This is a genomic window from Paraburkholderia sp. Ac-20342, assembly GCF_017104985.1.
Lineage (GTDB): Bacteria > Pseudomonadota > Gammaproteobacteria > Burkholderiales > Burkholderiaceae > Paraburkholderia.
Window position 1 is genome coordinate 1 of the sequence record NZ_JAAGPQ010000129.1, and the last position, 17130, is coordinate 17130.

The 17130-nt window shown below is 65.6% G+C and carries 17 protein-coding genes; 8 read left to right on the forward strand and 9 right to left on the reverse strand.

The annotated features are described in order from the left end of the window. Positions 1-520 (reverse strand): alpha/beta fold hydrolase (locus tag G3N58_RS31345; protein ID WP_206001116.1); only part of this gene is annotated, 520 nt, incomplete at its 3' end. Next, positions 517-1554 carry a M14 family zinc carboxypeptidase gene (locus tag G3N58_RS31350; RefSeq protein ID WP_167043670.1) on the reverse strand — a complete coding sequence of 346 codons (1038 nt, stop codon included), beginning with the start codon at positions 1552-1554 and terminating at the stop codon, positions 517-519. The genes G3N58_RS31350 and G3N58_RS31345, both read right to left, overlap by 4 nt. 328 nt (positions 1555-1882) lie before the next feature. On the opposite strand from G3N58_RS31350, the gene phnC reads away from it, so the two are divergent. The 3 genes from phnC (at position 1883) to phnE (ending at position 4661) form a co-directional block, all read left to right on the forward strand. After that, positions 1883-2770, forward strand: coding sequence for a phosphonate ABC transporter ATP-binding protein (gene phnC, locus G3N58_RS31355; protein WP_167043669.1), 888 nt, complete (start codon positions 1883-1885; stop codon positions 2768-2770). A gap of 71 nt (positions 2771-2841) precedes the next feature. Next, entirely contained in the window at positions 2842-3816 is a 975-nt protein-coding gene (gene phnD, locus G3N58_RS31360) for a phosphonate ABC transporter substrate-binding protein (protein ID WP_167043667.1), read from the forward strand. Beyond that, positions 3813-4661, forward strand: coding sequence for a phosphonate ABC transporter, permease protein PhnE (gene phnE / locus G3N58_RS31365; RefSeq protein ID WP_205990815.1), 849 nt, complete (start codon positions 3813-3815; stop codon positions 4659-4661). Before phnD ends, phnE begins: the two co-directional genes overlap by 4 nt. Before the next feature lie 67 nt (positions 4662-4728). Here phnE and G3N58_RS31370 read toward each other — a convergent pair whose 3' ends face one another. Beyond that, on the reverse strand, positions 4729-5073 hold the full coding sequence (locus G3N58_RS31370) for a DUF4148 domain-containing protein (RefSeq protein ID WP_167043663.1): 345 nt from the start codon (positions 5071-5073) through the stop codon (positions 4729-4731). Positions 5074-5328: 255 nt separating this feature from the next. Between G3N58_RS31370 and G3N58_RS31375 the strand changes: the two genes are divergently transcribed. Further along, a complete protein-coding gene (locus G3N58_RS31375; RefSeq protein WP_167043661.1) occupies positions 5329-5835 on the forward strand; it encodes a thioesterase family protein in 507 nt (168 codons plus the stop codon). A 106-nt stretch (positions 5836-5941) separates the two neighbouring features. On the opposite strand, the gene G3N58_RS31380 is transcribed toward G3N58_RS31375, so the two are convergent. After that, positions 5942-6904 (reverse strand): response regulator, encoded by a 963-nt coding sequence (locus G3N58_RS31380; protein WP_167043659.1) that lies wholly within the window; start codon positions 6902-6904, stop codon positions 5942-5944. 416 nt (positions 6905-7320) lie between these two features. Here G3N58_RS31380 and G3N58_RS31385 point away from each other — a divergent pair, with 416 nt between their 5' ends. Beyond that, complete coding sequence (locus tag G3N58_RS31385) at positions 7321-8343, forward strand: hypothetical protein (protein WP_206001117.1); 1023 nt, start codon at positions 7321-7323, stop codon at positions 8341-8343. Between the two features lie 416 nt (positions 8344-8759). After that, complete coding sequence (locus G3N58_RS31390; RefSeq protein ID WP_206001118.1) at positions 8760-9920, forward strand: porin; 1161 nt, start codon at positions 8760-8762, stop codon at positions 9918-9920. Positions 9921-9980: 60 nt separating this feature from the next. On the opposite strand, the gene G3N58_RS31395 is transcribed toward G3N58_RS31390, so the two are convergent. Continuing rightward, positions 9981-10862, reverse strand: a complete 882-nt coding sequence (locus G3N58_RS31395) for a LysR family transcriptional regulator (protein ID WP_206001119.1) — start codon at positions 10860-10862, stop codon at positions 9981-9983. Between the two features lie 124 nt (positions 10863-10986). Here G3N58_RS31395 and G3N58_RS31400 point away from each other — a divergent pair, with 124 nt between their 5' ends. Next, positions 10987-11748 carry a TerC family protein gene (locus G3N58_RS31400; protein WP_167283180.1) on the forward strand — a complete coding sequence of 254 codons (762 nt, stop codon included), beginning with the start codon at positions 10987-10989 and terminating at the stop codon, positions 11746-11748. Positions 11749-11910: 162 nt separating this feature from the next. Next, positions 11911-12192 (forward strand): zf-TFIIB domain-containing protein, encoded by a 282-nt coding sequence (locus G3N58_RS31405; protein WP_167043649.1) that lies wholly within the window; start codon positions 11911-11913, stop codon positions 12190-12192. A gap of 56 nt (positions 12193-12248) precedes the next feature. Here G3N58_RS31405 and G3N58_RS31410 read toward each other — a convergent pair whose 3' ends face one another. From G3N58_RS31410 to G3N58_RS31425, 4 genes are all read right to left on the reverse strand, one after another. Continuing rightward, positions 12249-12872 carry a DUF2894 domain-containing protein gene (locus G3N58_RS31410; protein ID WP_346778307.1) on the reverse strand — a complete coding sequence of 208 codons (624 nt, stop codon included), beginning with the start codon at positions 12870-12872 and terminating at the stop codon, positions 12249-12251. Positions 12873-12948: 76 nt separating this feature from the next. Then, positions 12949-13602 carry an OmpA family protein gene (locus G3N58_RS31415; protein WP_167043645.1) on the reverse strand — a complete coding sequence of 218 codons (654 nt, stop codon included), beginning with the start codon at positions 13600-13602 and terminating at the stop codon, positions 12949-12951. After that, complete coding sequence (locus tag G3N58_RS31420) at positions 13599-16478, reverse strand: DUF802 domain-containing protein (protein WP_206001121.1); 2880 nt, start codon at positions 16476-16478, stop codon at positions 13599-13601. Before G3N58_RS31420 ends, G3N58_RS31415 begins: the two co-directional genes overlap by 4 nt. A gap of 10 nt (positions 16479-16488) precedes the next feature. Then, positions 16489-17130: DUF3348 family protein (locus G3N58_RS31425; protein WP_206001122.1), on the reverse strand; the 642-nt coding region annotated here is incomplete at its 5' end.

The following is a 17130-nucleotide window of genomic DNA, read 5'->3' on the forward strand; positions in this document are numbered from 1 at the left end:
CCGTATCAATATCGGTGCCCAATGTTTCGACGTTATTGCACGTGAGCCGATGAATGCCGCGCTCGGCCTCGACAGCATCGCTCCAATGCATGGCGATGCCGAGCAGACCCGGCCACGCCGACGGCCGCAGCCGTTCATGCGGACGGCTGAACGGCCGCATGCTCGTGTTGATCAGCACGAGCCGCTCGATGTCCTCGGGATAGCGCTGCGCCCAGTCGGTCGCCACCATGCCGCCGAGCGACATCGCCAGCACGCTGTACGGCCCCGGCGCCCCCGTTTGCAGAGCCGCTTGCCGCACGAACGCCACCATGCCCGCGACCGTCGCCGGAGCGCGCCGATCCGCGAACTCGCCGTTGCCTGGCAGATCGAGCAGCAGCAGGCGCGGGCACGCGGCATCGCGCAAGGCCTCGCCCGATGAGTGGCTCGCGGTCTGGCTCAAATGCTCGCGCAACGCATCCGGCAGATGCCCCCAGTGCCGGGTTTCGCGCGTAAGTCCGCGCAGCAGTATCCAGGTGCTCATACGGCGTCCGGCCTGTACCAGAGATCGATCGCGCTTTCCAGCATCTGCTCGCGGCGCTTGCCTTGCGGCAGCCAGCGCTGCGACGAAAACGCCGCGCGCGCGAGGAAGTCGAGCAGGTTCGCATGGCGCCGCAGCACGCGCGCCGTGCGATGCGCCTTGACCGGATTGAACATGCCCTGCCGCGAAAACAGCTGGCGCGGATTCTTCTTGATCCACAGCCACGAGCCAAGTTCGAGCGTCATCGGCAGGAAGATGTTCGGCGCCGGCACGCGATCGTAAGCGTAGTCCCATAGATCGCCGTGCACGAGATACTGGTGGCTCTGCGGCTCGAACTTATAGCCGTGGTGCGGATGCGCGTGCTCGAACATGCTCTTGAGCACGTACATTTCCGGCAGATGCGGCATTCGCTTGCGCGTACGCGCATAGGGAAACCAGATGCTGTCGCTCCAGCCGTAACCGGAGTGGCAATCGAGCGCGATGCTGAGCGGGCGCGTGGCCAGTTGCGTTTCGACGACCTGCAGCAGCGCGGCCGCCTCCGGCTCCATCGGCTCACCCGCACGGCCGCGATACCACGGCAGCCACGCGCCGACGCGCTGGCCGCCCGCGAGCAGCGGCACGCGCGCATCGGCATCCTGCGGCGCGTTGCGCATCAGATCGACACCGCGCGGATTCGCGCGCGTCGCCGCCCACATGCCGCCCGGATTGGCAATCGGCAGAAAAATCAGGCGAACCGACTGCAATTGCCGCACCAGCAATTCGTCCCACTCGAGCCGCGCGAGCAGCGCGCGCATGTAGTCGAGCACCAGTTGCGAGCCGATCCGTTCGAGGCCGTGAATGCCGCCGAAAAAGCCGATGGCCGGCGCGGACGGATCGGACGAACCGATGCTCGCGGTATAGACCGAAAAATGCCGGCCATGCACCGCGGTTTCGCACACGGCGCAGATTTCGAAGCTCGCACTGCCGTGGTCGAGAATCGACTTGAGATCTTCGTATTCCGCAAAGCTGTCGGGAAGAAAGCTCAAAGGGGTCGGCATGACGGCGTGAAGGATGATTGGGGACGGTCCCTGGATAACGCAATATAGCCTGGCCGCGTGTCGGCACGCGCGCGCGGCACGGTAGCGCACGAATCGTGTCATCCGTATGTCATTTTTCATTCTTCGGCGCATCGCGATCGGTGCCGCCCCGCTTCGCCGCTTCGGCTGACTTCTGGCTGACTTTGTTTTGCCATCCTGACGACATACAGGAAGGCATGAAATATATAGTCGTCTAGACGTTGCGATGCCTTCACTGAACCGTCACAGACGCTTCCTAGAATGTCCCCCACGCATACCGGCAGCGGCCGGCTGCAACGAGGAGAAACAGATGGAAACGATCCGTGAAGCCATTCGAATCGAACGTTTGAGCAAGACGTTCGGCAATGGACGCAAAGCGCTCGACGAAATCGATCTGCGAGTCGCGCCCGGCGAAATGGTCGCGCTGATCGGCGCATCGGGTTCGGGCAAGTCGACCTTGCTGCGGCACATCGCGGGCTTCACGGCCTCCGACGCCCAGCCCTCGCAGATCGAGATTCTCGGCCGGCCGATCCAGCGGAACGGCCGCATCGTCGGGGAAGTGCGCAGCATTCGCCGCGACATCGGCTTCGTGTTCCAGCAATTCAATCTGGTCAACCGGCTTTCCGTCGAAACCAACGTGCTGATCGGCGCGCTCGCGCGGCTGCCGTGGTGGCGCCGTCTGACCGGCCTCTTTCCGCAGGCCGAGCGCGCGCTATCGCTCGCCGCGCTCGACGAAGTCGGCATCGGCGAACATGCGCGCGAACGCGCCGCGAATCTGTCGGGCGGTCAGCAACAGCGCGCGGCACTCGCGCGTGCGCTCGTGCAGCGCGCGCGCATCGTGCTCGCCGACGAACCGATCGCCTCGCTCGACCCCGAATCGTCGCGCCGCGTGATGGACATGCTGCGCGCGCTGAACGTCGAGCATGGCATCACGGTGCTCGTGTCGCTGCATCAGGTCGACATCGCAATGCAATACTGCGCGCGCACGATTGCGCTGCGGCGTGGCAAGGTCGTCTACGATGGCCCTTCCGGTGCGCTCACGCCGGCACTGCTCAAGAAGCTCTATGGCGACGACGCGCACGAACTGCTCGACGACACGGCGCACGAGTCCCTTGCCGACGCCCCCGCGCAGCACAACGACACGAATCGCGCCGCCGCGCACTACCCGTTCACACTCGCTGCCGCGCCCTCGAACTAAATTCGCATCGGGCTGCAACACGCCGCATCGCCCATCCACCCCATTCCGCTCACTCAACCAGAACTTCACCCATGAAACTCCTGCGCTCACTGATTACGCTGGCTGCCGGCGCAGCCGCTTTCGCCTGCGTCGCCGCGGCTCATGCCGAAGAAATCAACCTCGGCATCATCTCGACCGATTCGTCGGCGGTGCTCAAGCAACGTTGGGAACCGCTGATCGACGACATGAAGAAGCAGACCGGCCTCGACGTGAAGGCATTCTTCGCGACCGATTACGCCGGCATTATCGAAGGCATGCGCTTCAACAAAGTGCAGATCGGCTATTTCGGCAACGCCTCGGCACTGGAAGCCGTGGATCGTTCGAACGGCGAAATATTCGCCAAGGCACAGCACGCGAACGGCGACAGCGGCTACTACTCGCTGCTCATCACCAACGTGAACAGCCGCTTCAAGACGCTCGACGACGTCTTCAAGAACACCAAGGACGTGACGCTCGGTTACGGCGATCCGAACTCGACATCGGGTACGCTGGTGCCGGCTTACTACCTGTTCGCGAAGCACAACACGCCGGTCAATACGTCGTTCAAGAGCGTGTTGCCGTCGAGCCACGAGGCGAACCTGCTCGCCGTCGTGAACAACAAGGTGGACATCGCGACCAACAACAGCATGGCGATGGCTACGCTCAAGCGCGAGCATCCGGACAAGTTCGCGCAGGTGCGCGTGCTGTGGACCTCGCCGCTGATTCCGTCGGACCCGCTCGTGTGGCGCAAGGATCTGCCGCAAGCGACCAAGGACAAGATCCGCAAGTTCTTCCTGAACTATGCGAAGACCGATCCGCATGAAAAGGCGGTGATGGCCGGCATTACCGAATACAGCGGCTTCGAGGCTTCGTCGGATCAACAGTTGCAGCCGATTCGCGAGATCGCGCTGTTCCAGCAGAAGCAGAAGGTCGAGGCCGATACGCATCTGTCCGACAGCGAGCGCAAGACCCAGCTCGCCGAACTCGATGCGAAGCTGAGCGCGCTTAGCGCACAGCAGAAGCCATGAACCCGGCCAATCTGGTCACCTCGCCGGCGCCCGCGGACGACCCGTCCGCGGCACGGGCGGCGGCGCGCGAGGCTCGGGCGAAGGCCGCCGGCAAGCTCAGCTGGCGCTCGCTGCTCGGCTGGATCGTGGTGCTGGCGGTTCTCGGCGGCACATGGCATAGCGCCGACATGCGTCCGTTCGATCTCATCAGCGACGCCGGGAACATGGGGCAGTTCGCGAAGGACTTCTTCCCGCCCGACTTCACCGAGTGGCGCACCTACGTGCATGAAATGTTCGTGACGCTCTCGGTCGCGATCTGGGGCACGGCCCTCTCGCTCGTGTGCGCGGTGCCGTTCGGCCTGATGTCGGCGCACAACATCGCGCCGATGTGGGTCGTGCAGCCGGTGCGCCGCCTCATGGATGCGTGCCGCGCGATCAACGAAATGGTCTTCGCGATGCTGTTCATCGTCGCGGTCGGCCTCGGGCCGTTCGCGGGCGTGCTCGCGCTGTGGGTGCACACGACCGGCGTGCTCGCGAAGCTGTTCGCCGAAGCGGTCGAGGCGATCGATCCGCGTCCGGCCGAAGGCGTGCGCGCGACCGGCGCGACGCCTCTCGACGAAATCGTCTACGCGGTGCTGCCGCAAGTGCTGCCGCTGTGGATTTCGTATGCGCTGTATCGCTTCGAATCGAACGTGCGTTCGGCGATGGTGGTCGGCATGGTCGGCGCGGGCGGCATCGGCGTCGTGCTGTACGAGGCGATCCGCTCGTTCGACTATGCGCAGACGTCCGCGCTGATGATCATGGTGATCGTCGTCGTGACCGTGATCGATCTCAGCTCGGCATGGCTGCGCGACCGGGTGATCTGATTCAGGGTGATCTGATTCAATGCGCGAGGAGCGAAACCGCTCCTCGCACCGCCGCTTTCTCGATTCATCAGCGCGCGTAATTCACCACCGGCACCGAGTACGAACTCGGGACGAAATCGGCACGGCCGCCGCGCTGCGACGAACCGTGCGCCGGCGCGCCGTAGCCGCTATTCCCCACCGCCTGATTCTGGGCCGAGACCTTCGCTTCGGCCGCCTGAATATTGGCCGGATAATCGACGACGTTCTCGGTGGCCGGATCGTAACCGACCTTTTCGAGCTGGACCAATTCGGCACGCACCTGCGCGCGCGTGACCGGTTCGTTAGCCTGATTCGACTGGGCCGAGGCCGCGAGCGGCGCGGCAATGAGAGCGGCGATAACGGTAGCTTCGATCAGCGACTTGATGGTCTTCATGATGTCCAATCTCCAGAGATTGCTTCGTTCGGTTGCCGCGGCGCCTTGTGCAACGACCGGTTGTCCGCAGCGGTGAAGCCAGTTTAGAAGCCGGCTGTATCGCACAGAAGCCCCTGAACCATGAATTCACTGTTGCGCTAGCCACCACAATGCGTGGCCGGCATATCGGCCGTGCGGTCAAATCGTCATGCATTACACTGATGACGCACAACGAAGCGCCCACGCCATCGCATCCGATCGAAGAGACCCGCGCCCATGCCGCCAGCCGTTGCCCTGCCTTCCTATCGCGCAACCGTGCGCGCCGAATGGGTCGATTACAACGGCCACATGCGCGACGCTTTCTATATGCTGCTTTTCAGTCTCGCCGGCGATGAGCTGATCGATCTGATCGGCCTGCCCGACAGCGTGCGCAAGGAACGGCGGCGCTCGATCTACACGCTCGAAGCCCATCTCAACTATCTGCACGAGATCAAGGAAGGCGCGCAGGTGCGCATCGACATGCGCCTCCTCGCGCACGACGCGAAACGAATCCACCTGTACCTTGAAATGTTCGCGCTCGACGGCCAGCGCGCCGAACCCGTCGCCGCGAGCGAGCAGATGCTGTTGCACGTCGATACGAGCGGGCCGCGCAGCATCGCGTTCGATCCCGACGTCGCAGCGCGCGTGCGCGAACTCGCGGAAGCCCACGCCGCGTTGCCGCCCGCGCGCTTCGCAGGACACGTGATCGGCCTGCCGGCCGTCACACGGCGCCACGCGACATAGCGGGAGACCCGGCAAACGGGCGGGTGAACAAACGGGCGAGCAGGCGAGCGATTGCTCGCACGGAAAGAGCGCCGCCCCCGACCGGCGGGCGGCGTATCGACGCAGTTCAGCGATTACGCTGGGCGCGCCATTGCGAAAACGTCACGAGGTCGATACCGACTTCGGCCGGCTCGATACGCGTCCAGCCATAGAACGCGTCGTCCCACTCCGGAATGCCGCGCGGCGTCAGCGTCCTGAACTTCATGCCGGAGCGATAGGCGAGGTCCGGCCAGAACAGCGGCATGACCTCGCGCACCGCGAGTTGCCGCAGCAGGTCGGACGGCCCGCCCTCGTCGGCGACGATCTCGCCCTGCGAGATCCAGTCGTTCTCGGCCCACGCGACGAACACGCTCGGATTGCCCGCGCTGTCGAACATCAGGATCACGTTCTGCTCGGGCCGCCAGTAGTACTCGACGATGCCCTGCGCGGCCACCACTTCGTCGATCACCTTGCGCGTGCGCGGATCGCAGTAGGTCATGCCGTTCTCGCCGAGCGCGAGCCAGCCCGATTCCGCGCAATGGCGGCTCTTCGCGTCCTTGAGGAAATGCAGGAGACGGTTGGCCGAATCGGGATCGGTCTTGCGCAGGTACAGGTCGACGATGCCGGCGTTGAACGCCTTGACCGCGACGGTTTCATCGGCGACACCGGTGAGCAGCACCTTCGCGCAGCGCAGATGCGAGATCGACGCGAGAAATTCGACCCCGCCGATGCTCGGCATATCGTAGTCGACGACAACCGCCGCCACTTCCTCGAAGCGCGAGGGCCGCGCGACGATATCGCGCTCCGCCGAGGTCTCGACGAAACGCTCGACACCCGGCTCGCTCAGGCACGCCGACGACGACGCGAATTCGAGCGAATTCTCGCGCGCATGCTGGCGGATATAGTTGAGCGCGGTTTGCGGCCGCGTGAAAAACAGATTGGTGTGGGTGTCTGGGAAAAAACGGCGCAGCGCATCGAGGTAGCTGTCGTTGTCGTCGACAAACACAACCGTGGACGGATAAAAAACGGGGGGTCGAATAAAGTTGTTCATGTTTTCACGTGGTTCATCACGCCGCCGCTGGAAGCGCTCCCGCAGGCACAACGGCCTGCCCTGACGACGATAGCCGAACCGTGGCCGGTGGTCGGCTCCGCTGCTACATAGTACAGGCTCCCTGCATGAACAGCACAGCTTGCGTTGCAGGGCGACCGTTGTATGCCAATCGAATAAGAAACGATTTACTGGCTCGAAAACGAAAATCGTAGTAGGCGCGAAAAAACAGGCGATCTCGATGACACGAGCAAGGAGCAGGAACGCCGCTTGCTCACTCGCTTGCGCGCTCCATGGGTTCCAGGTTCATTCCGACATCAGCCATCCGAATAGCCTCGACGCGGCGGTGGAAAGCGTCGTCGCGGGAGCCTGCGTTTATCATCGATTAATTGCAGTTCATGAAGATTGTTGGTTTAGATATGACGAATACCGGTAAGTTGTTGATAGTCGGCCTGCTGCTGATCGATGCAGGCATCGCCGGTTATCTGCTGTTTCCCAAGGACGACAAACAGCTCGAAGTCGCCGGCGCGGTGACAGGCAGCCCCGATAACGACGCGGCATTGGACTCGCAGGGCGGCTCGCCGCGTGTGACCGGCGGCAGTGTGTTGCCGGCCTTGCCGGCCGACGGTGCTGCGGGCAAGGCGGGGCAGTTGCCGCGATCGCAGCAGTCTGCTGGCGGGGCTTTGCCGGCACAGAATGTGGTGCCGGCCGCGCCGGCCGCTCCTGCTCCGGCCCCCGCACTCGCGGCCGCGCCCGCCCCGAGTGCCGCGCCCGATGCCGGCCAGATCGTCACCGGGCGAATCGATAGTGCAGTGCCCGCTGCACCCGTTGCACCCGCACCGGCGCAGCCGCCCGTGTCCGCGCGTGCGCAGGCCCAGCCGCTCATGCAGCCGCAACCTCAGCCGCAACCTTTGCCACAAGCACAAGCTCAGCCGCAATTTCAACCGCAGCCGAGGCCGCGACCGGCGCAGCGCGTCGAGCAGGCACAGGTGCGCAGATACGACGTACCGCGCGCGAACGGCGCAAACCCGTATTCCAACGCGATCCCGAACGCCAATGAAGGCACGAACGCCGTCTCGGCGGCACTGACGCAGCAACTGGTGCGGGAATCGGCGAGGCCCGATCCGTCGCTGCCGATACCGTCCAGCGCCGGCGCGCCGCCGCAACCGCCAATGCCGACAATGCCACAAATGCCGATGCCAACCGGCCGTGGCTCGAACCCGGTTGCGTCGGCCATGACCGATCAGCTGGTGCGGGAGTCCGCGAAACCCGATCCCTCGCTGCCGATGCCGTCCGGCGTCAGCGTGCCGCTACAGCCGCAAATGCCGGCCAGCCGGAGCACGAATCCAGCGGCATCGGCAATGACCGACCGGCTCGTGCGCGAATCGTCGAACGTCACGCCGACTCAACAGGCGCCGTCGCAGGCCGCCGGCAAGCCCTAAGGGCTGTGACCGAGATTCTGACTCGCGCAAGAACCGGCGGCGCGCATTGCGAGCCGCTGGCGCCGACTCGCGGCCTCTGACTCGTCTGCCACGCCTCGCGGCCCGACCCGCCATCAGCGAGGCCGCCCCGTGGCCGCTCATGGCATGCACCCCGATCGTGCTAATTGCCTCCGCCCTGCCCTCCCGCTGAGCGCCGGAACAGGATAAGCTTCGCCCCCTCGCTGTTTTCGCGCTCACGCCGAAGTTCCGGAAAACCCTGCCTCGTCCCCACACGGCCCGCTCGAGCCGGCCGGCGGGCGCTTGTTGCCGCCACTGGCATGCCGCGTGCTTATCGACGGCCCACAGCCCATTGCACGACGAAGCACGACGCATCCAGATCACTCGAACAAGATCGTTTTAATCAAGGACCACTCGCCATGAAAAAGACCCTGCTCGCCGCCGCGCTGTGCGGCGCCTTCACGCTGTCCGCGCACGCGCAAAGCAGCGTGACGCTCTACGGCCTGCTCGATACCGGCCTCGTCTATACGAACAACCAGTTCGGCCACAGCAACTGGCAAGTCGTGAGCAGCACGACGCAGAACACGGTGTTCGGCCTCAAGGGTTCGGAAGACCTCGGCGCCGGCCTGCACGCGGTCTTCAAGCTCGAACAGGGCTTCCTGCTCAACAACGGCGCGCAGGCGTTCTCCGGCAGCGCGTTCGGCTCGCAGGCATGGGTCGGCCTGCAAAGCGATCCGTACGGCACGCTGACGTTCGGCCGTCAGTTCGACGTGATGAACGACCTCGTCGGCCCGCTCTCCGCAAGCTTCAACACCTGGGGCGGCAGCCTCGCCGCGCATCCGTTCGAGAACGACAATCTCGCCGCGAACTCGGTCGTCATCAACAACTCGGTCAAGTACACGAGCCCGGTCTATCACGGCGTCACGTTCGAAACGATGTACTCGTTCAGCAACAAGGCCGGCGACTTCGCGAACAACCGCTCGTACGGCTTCGGTCTGTCGTATGCGCAAGGCCCGCTCAATCTCGCGGCCGGCTATCTGCAGTTGAACAACGCGGGCAACGGCACGGGCGCCGTGACGGCCAGCGACGCGAGCGCGAACTTCATCGCGCGGCGTCAGCGCATCTGGTCGCTCGGCGGCAACTACACGTTCGGTCCGGCCACGGTGGGCCTGCTGTGGAGCCACACGCAGATCGACGACGTCGCGGGCGTGTTCTCGTTCGGCACGGGCGACTATCTCAGCGCGAGCGGCGACCCGGCCGGCACGCTCGGCGGTTCGCTGCGCCTCGACAACTACGAGGCGAACGTGAAGTACGAACTGACGCCGGCATGGAGCGTATCGGGCGCCTACACCTACACGCACGGCGCGTACAACGGCTCGTCGCCGGCCTGGAACACCGCGATGCTGCAGACCGACTACGCGCTCAGCAAGCGCACGGACTTCTACCTCGAAAGCGTGTACCAGAACGCGCACGGCGCGCCAGCTGGGTCGGTGCTGTCGCACGCGATGATCAACACGCTGTCGCCGTCGTCGACGAATACGCAGGTGGCGGTCACGGTCGGCATGCGCCACGCGTTCTGATGACGGGCGGCGCGTCGTGAAAGCGGCGCAGGTGCCGAGGGTGCTGAAAGCGCATCGCCCTCACGGCTGCGCCGCCGCGATCACCTGCGAGGCCAGCGCATGGTGCTGGCCGCGCCGCGAACGGATCGCGTGAATCTCTTCGAGCACGCCGTCCGCGCGGCCGAGCCGGCGCAATCCCGGCAGCAACGACAGATCGTCGACGCCTGGCTCCGCGAGCGGAAACACGCCGAGCCCGCGCGCCGCGAACACCGCCATCAGCGCGCTGTCCTCGAATTCGCCGACGATGCGCGGACGAACGCCCTGCGCCTCGAACCAGCGGTCGAGCCGCGCGCGCAAGGCACCGTGACGGGTCGGCAGCAGCACGGGCACCTCCGCGAGACAGTGCGGAAAACTCGCGCGAACCGGCTTGCGCACGATCTGCGCGGGGCCGTACCAATCCACCGGCGAACCGGCGACACGCTGGCTCACGACGCGCAGATCCGCGCCATGCGGCGCCGGCTGACAGGCAAGTACGAGATCGAGCCGATGCAACGCCAGCTCCGACAATAGCTGCGCGGGCTCGCCCTCGTGGCACAGCAGCCGCAGCGACGGCGTGGCCAGCACCGGCGCGAGCAGCGCATGCGCGGCGAGCTTCGACATGCCGTCCGACAACCCGACCGCGAAGCGCACCGCGCCTGCGCCGGTCGCCTCGCGCATTTCGTCGAGCAAGGCCTCGCCGAGCTGGAAGATCTGCTCGGCGCGATTGAACGCCTGCTCGCCGGCTTCGGTCATCGCGACGCCGCGCCCGGCCGGCTTCAGCAGCTGACGCCCGAGCGCTTTTTCGAGCTCGCGCACCTGTGCGCTGATCGTCTGCACGGCCATGTCGAGCCGTTCGGCGGCGCGCGCGAAACCGCCTTCCTTCACGACGATCCAGAAATAGTACAGATGACGGTAGTTGAGCATGCTCGTTTGATACTTCGAAAAAACCGATGTATTGCTCAGCTTATCACTGGTTTATTCGAACCATGAAAATCCCGATCATGACGGTTCCGCCACCACCGGCGCATCGCCTTTGACGAACCATCTCATGGATACCCTGCTCGCCCTCGCCGCCGATCCCGCCACCTGGGCCGCGCTCCTCACGCTGATCGTGATGGAGATCGTGCTCGGCATCGACAACCTGATCTTCATCTCGATCCTCAGCAACAAGTTGCCGGCCGCGCAACGCGCGCGCACGCAACGCCTCGGCCTCATGCTCGCGCTGGTGATGCGGCTGACCCTGCTCGGCACGGTCGCGTGGATCGCGCAGTTGACCGAAGCCGTGTTCACGCTGTTCGGCCACGGGTTTTCGTGGCGCGATCTGATCCTGCTCGGCGGCGGCCTGTTCCTCGTGTGGAAGGCGACGAGCGAAATCCGCCATCACGTGACCCACGCGGACGACGTCGCCGCCAAGGCAAGCTCGACCGTGCAGTTGGGCGTGGCGGCCGCGATCGGCCAGATCATCGTGCTCGACCTCGTGTTTTCGGTCGACAGCATCATCACCGCGGTCGGCATGACCGAGCACATGCCGATCATGTTCGTCGCGGTGATCGTCTCGGTCATGGCGATGCTGTTCGCCGCGCAGCCGCTCGCACGCTTCATCGAGCGCAATCCGACCATCGTGATGCTGGCGCTGAGCTTCCTGCTCGTGATCGGTATGACGCTGATCGCCGAAGGTTTCGGCTCGCACGTGCCGAAGGCTTACATCTACGCGGCGATGGCGTTCTCCGCATTCGTCGAGATGATGAACATGCTCGCGAGGCGCGCGAAAGCGAAGCCGGCCAAGCGGGTGGAAGGTGTCTCGCGTTGACGGCCGCCGTCACTGCGGCTCGACAGCGCGACTGCGAGCCCCGGTGGCGTACCTCTGGTCCCGCGTGCGTGAAATGCGGTTGGAAAGTTTGAGGGTTGTTTGAAGGTTGTTTGAAAAAGGGCATCGGCCCATTCGATGCCCGCGAACACAAGGAGCTTCATCATGAAATGCCCTGTCTGCACGACGACCGATCTGCTGATGACCGAGCGCCGCTCGATCGAGATCGACTACTGCCCGAACTGCCGCGGCGTATGGCTCGATCGCGGCGAACTCGACAAGCTGATTGCGCAGGACATAGGCGACGCGGGCCCCACACGCGACGATGCGCGGCACGCAGAGCGCAGGTATGAAGGAGAGCGCCAGCGCGGCCACGACGAGCGCCGCGCGGACTATCGCGGCTACCGGAAAAAGCGTTCGATTTTCGATATGTTCGATTTCGACTGAACGCTTCGGCGCGGCGCGAACCTCGGCATGAACCCCGGCATGAACGCCGGCGGAATTCAGCGCGCCTTGCCGCGCGTGCCCTTGCCCGCGCTGGCCGCGCGCGGCGTTTCCTTAGCGGCGGGCGCGCCGCCGTTCATCTGTTCGAGCCACGCCAGCGTATCGACGTACGACAGAAACTGCTTCAGATATTCCGGCGACAACTCGCGCATCAACGACAACGCGCGATGCACGAGGCTGCTCGAATTGAGCGGCCCCGCATTGCCCGGCACCTTCGCGAGCGACTGACGCACCTGCTTCTCGGTGCGGACTCTGGACCAGACGTCCCTGAAGTAATCGAGCGCGGGCAGTTCGGGATAAGCGGCGGCGCTGGCCTCGCCATGAGGACGCGCGCGATGAGCCATGCGTTCGACGAGGCTCGCGAGTGTCGCGTCGTCATTGGACTCGCCTGCCGCCGCAGAAGGTTCGGACGCGCTATCGGCCTCGGCCACGACGGCCGCATAGGCATCGAGCAATCCCGCCAGTCTCTCGTCGAGCACGCGCCGCGCCTCGCCGTGGTGATGCAGCACGCGCCGCGCCAGTGCCTCGATGAAATGAAAGCGCACCGGGTCGAGGCGATCCGCGCCGCGCGCGCGCCATGCGTCGAGCGTGGCGCGAACCGGATGGCGCGCATCGTCCTGCACGGCATGCGTCAGGCTCGCCGCGCTCCCGTCCCGATTGCCCTGCTCGCTACTCTCGCCATACTCGCCGCGCTCGTCGTCAAGCACCGGACTTCTCCGTGGCGGCCGCGGCGGACGGCCGCGGCACCGGCGCGATTTCGACGCGACGGTTTTTCGCGCGGCCCTGCTCGTCGGCATTCGAACTCACCGGCTGGCCCGAACCGAACGCGGCCGCGAACAGCGACGCCGCCGGCACGCCGTCGTCGATCAGCGCGCGCGTCACGGTCAGCGCGCGCTGCGCCGACAGCTCCCAGTTATCGGCGAAACGCCGGTTGCCTTCGCGCAAACGCTGGTCGTCGGTAAAGCCGCTCACCATCAGAATCTGGTCGCTCGCACGCAGATAGGCGCCAAGCGGTCCGGCGAGGCTCTTCAGCAACGCGCGGCCCTCGGGCTGCAACTGATCCGAGTTCAAGGCGAACAGCACGTTGCCGCTAATGCCGATGCGCCCGTTGACGAGCGTCACGCGACCCGCCGCGAGCGGCCCGGCGAGCGCCTGTTCGAGCGTCTTGCGGCGCTGCGTTTCGGCCTGGCGCTGCTTGACCTCCTGTTCGAGCTTGCTCGACAGTTCGAGCTGCACGCCGATCACGCCCACCAGAATCAGCACGAACGCGCCGAGCAGCACCGACATCAGATCGCCGAAAGCGGCCCAGATCGGCGCGGCCGTTTCCACGCCGCCGTCGATGTCCTCGCTCATACCGCGTCGGCTCCGGCGGTTGCGCGCTGCACGGCAAGCCGTTGCAGATCCTCGACGATCTGCTTCTGCGACATCACGCTCAGGTCGACTACTTCACGCGCCTGGGCGACGTAATAGGCCAGTTGCTCGTCGCTGCGCGTGAGCGATCTGCCGAGCGCCGCTTCGATGCGTTCGAGATGCGCGACGAGCTTGTCGTTCGATTCGCCGAAGACCTGCACGGCCGCGCCGAATGCTTCGCCAAGGCTCGCCACTTCGACCGCGCTGCCGGTGACTTGCGCGGCGACCGCGCCGAGCTTGCCGGTCTCGTGTTCGAGGTGATCGGTGAAACGGCTGCCGACGCGCTCCAGCAAATCCGCCGAGGTGGAAACGAGCGCATCGACGGCCGTGCGCTGTTCGGTGGACGCGTGGTTGACCGCATCGAGCAGCGTCTCCAGCGTTTCGAGCAGACGGCTGCGTTCCTGCAGCATCGCGGTATCGCGGACCATGCTGTCGGAGAGCTTCTGGCGCAGTTCGGCGACGACCTCGGCGGCGGCCTTCGGCGCTTCCGATGCCGCCTGCACGAGCCGTTCGATTTCGGCGATTGTTTCGCGTGCGTGGGTCTGTGTTTGCGCCGAGATGTCGCGCGCGGTCTGTGCGAGCGCTTCGCAGATTTCCTGCTGGCGGCTTGCGGTTTGCGCGCCGGTTTGCTGCCATTGCTCGCTCAGATTCGCAGCCATTGCGCCGAGCGTTTCGGTCCATGTGGTCTGGCGTTGCTCGTCGCGTGCGGCGAGTTCGGTTTGCATCGCCAGCGCAGCCTTCGGTGCTTCGGCCGCTGCCTGTACGAGGCGGTCGATTTCGCCGATTGTTTCGCGTGCATGAGTCTGTGTTTGCGCCGAAATATCACGCGAGGTTTGAGCCAGCGTTTCGCAAATCTCCTGCTGACGGCTTGCGGTTTGCTCGCCGGTCTGCTGCCATTGCTCGCTCAGCTTTGTAGCCATCGCGCCGAGCGTTGCGGTCCACGTGGTCAGGCGTTGTTCGTCGCGCGCGGCCAGTTCGGTCTGCATTGCCAGCGCGGCCTTCGGTGCTTCGGCTGCTGCCTGTACGAGGCGGTCGATTTCGCCAATCGTTTCCGTTGCATGCGCTTGCGCTTGCACCGAAATATCACGCGCGGTCTGTGCCAGCGTTTCGCAGATTTCCTGCTGACGGCTCGCGGTTTGCTCACCGGTCTGCTGCCATTGCTCGCTCAGATTCGCAGCCATCGCGCCAAGCGTTTCAGTCCACGTAGTCAAACGCTGCTCATCGCGCGCGGCCAGTTCGGTTTGCATCGCCAGCGCGGCCTTCGGTGCTTCGGCCGCTGCCTGTACGAGGCGGTCGATTTCGCCGATTGTCTCCCGTGCATGAGTCTGTGTTTGCGCCGAAATATCGCGCGCGGTTTGCGCCAGCGTTTCGCAAATCTCCCGCTGACGGCTCGCGGTTTGCTCACCGGTCTGCTGCCATTGCTCACCCAGCTTCGCGTTCATCACCCCAAGCGACTCGGTCCACGCGCTCAGGCGCTGTTCGTCGCGTGCCGCGAGTTGCGTCTGCAAGTTCGCATGCGACTGGCCGACCGCTTGCAGCAACGACGCGCCATGCCGCTCGAACGTCGCCGCGGCCTGCGCCAGCGCCTGCTCGTTGTTCGCCGCAAGCTGTTCGCCCGCGCTGTGCTGACGCGAGAGCGCCGCATCCCACGCCTGCGACATGCCGCTCGCGCTCGCTTCGAGCCGCACGGACACGCCGTCGAGCAAGGCCGCCGAGCGCTGCTCGAAGGTTTCGGCGACACGCGCGAGCGACGCGCGCTGCTGTCCGGCGAGCGCCTCGCTCGCCTCGCGATGTCCGGCGAGCGCGTCGTTCCAGATCCGCGCGACGTTCGCGCTGGTCGCCGCGAAGCCGTCCGACATGCCGTCGAGCTGCCTGTGCACCGCCTGCGTCACCGAGTCGTGCAACGCCGTGGTCTCGCGCGCGAGACCGGCCATCGTCGCGGCGACGACCGGCTGCAACGCCTCGCCGGCCGCACGCGCGCTACCGGCCACGCTGTCCTTCAGCGACTGTTCGATGACGCCGGCGAGGCGCTGGTACGCGGCCTCGGTGCGGCCGTAAAACGCGTCGAGGCCCGCGATCTGCCGTTCGTTCGACGCGACGCTCTGCTGATCGATCGCGCTCATCATCGTCTGCAAACGTTCGACCAGTTGCGACATCGCGTCGGACTGGCGCTGCAGCAGCCGGAAGCTTTCCTCGCGCTGATGGCTGCGCGAATAGACGCGCAGCGTCGTCGCGATCTTCAGGTCGAGCTGTTGCGCGGCATCGAGCCGTTCGCGGCGGCACAGCGCCGACAGGAGCCCAAGCATCGCGGACGTCGAAACACCCGCGATCGAGGTGCCGAACGCGAAGCCGAGCCCCTTGACCGGCGCCGCCAGCGAGGCGCGGATCGCCTGCAGATCGCTGGCGCTTTCGAGCGCGAGGCCGGTGCCGCGCAGCGTCATCACCATGCCGAGCAGCGTGCCGAGCATGCCGAGCAGAACCAGCAGGCCGACCAGATAAGGCGCCAACGCGGGGCCCGGCAGCGCCACGCGCTCGCCCTCGACACGCAGACGCACGGCATTGCGCAACCCCGGATGCAGCGTGTCGAGAAACGCCGACAGCCCCGGCGGCGGACCGGACAGTGCGGAGACCGCGCGCGTCAACGTGCCGGTGGCCTGGCTATAGCGGCGCAATTCGAGCGCGCCCAGCACGTAGAACATGCCGATCAGCAGCGTGACGGCGAACGCGAGCGGGTTGGTGACGGCATAGCCGGCTGCGATCCAGCACACAGCGGCGAGACCCGCGAGAAACACGACGAGATCGATACGATATCTGGACATGGGGTCCCAGTTAGCAGGCGCGAAGGGCCGCGAGCAGCCCTTCGACCGGTTGAAAACGGACATCCAGTTCGGCAAGCAAGACGCTCTGCATGTCCTTGCGGAATACGTCCAGCCACGCGTCCTGCGTGACCGGCGCGCGGTGGCCGGCGGTCGCGGAGAGCCCGGCGGGGTCCGCGGCCGCGGCCACGGCTTTTGCCTGGGCGGTGGTGGCGGCGCGGGCCGTGGCCTCAGCCTCAAGCGCTTCGGCCGGCGTGGGATCGGCGCCGGCTTGCGTCTGTGCCGGGCTCTGCCGTGCGGCGCTGGCATCACCTTCGGCATCGGCTGAGGATTCGGCATCGGCCAGCTTTTGCCGCGCGGCATCCGCTTCGGCGGCGGCTGCTTCAGCTTCGGCCTGCCGCTGAAGCGCGGCCTCGCGCAAACGCTCGAAGTGCCCGCCGATCAATCCCGGCACCGCCGCCAGCACGGTCCGCTCGCGCTCGCTCAGCGCGCGCTCCATCACCGCATCCACGACCGCGAGGCGCGCGAACGCCGGCGTGCGCGCGGCGAGCAGCGCGCGCAGACGGCCGCGCAACGTGCCGATCGCCGTCTCCATCGACTGCTGGAGCGCAAGATAGCGCTGACGAAACACCGCGTAGTCGGCTTGCGGGTCGGC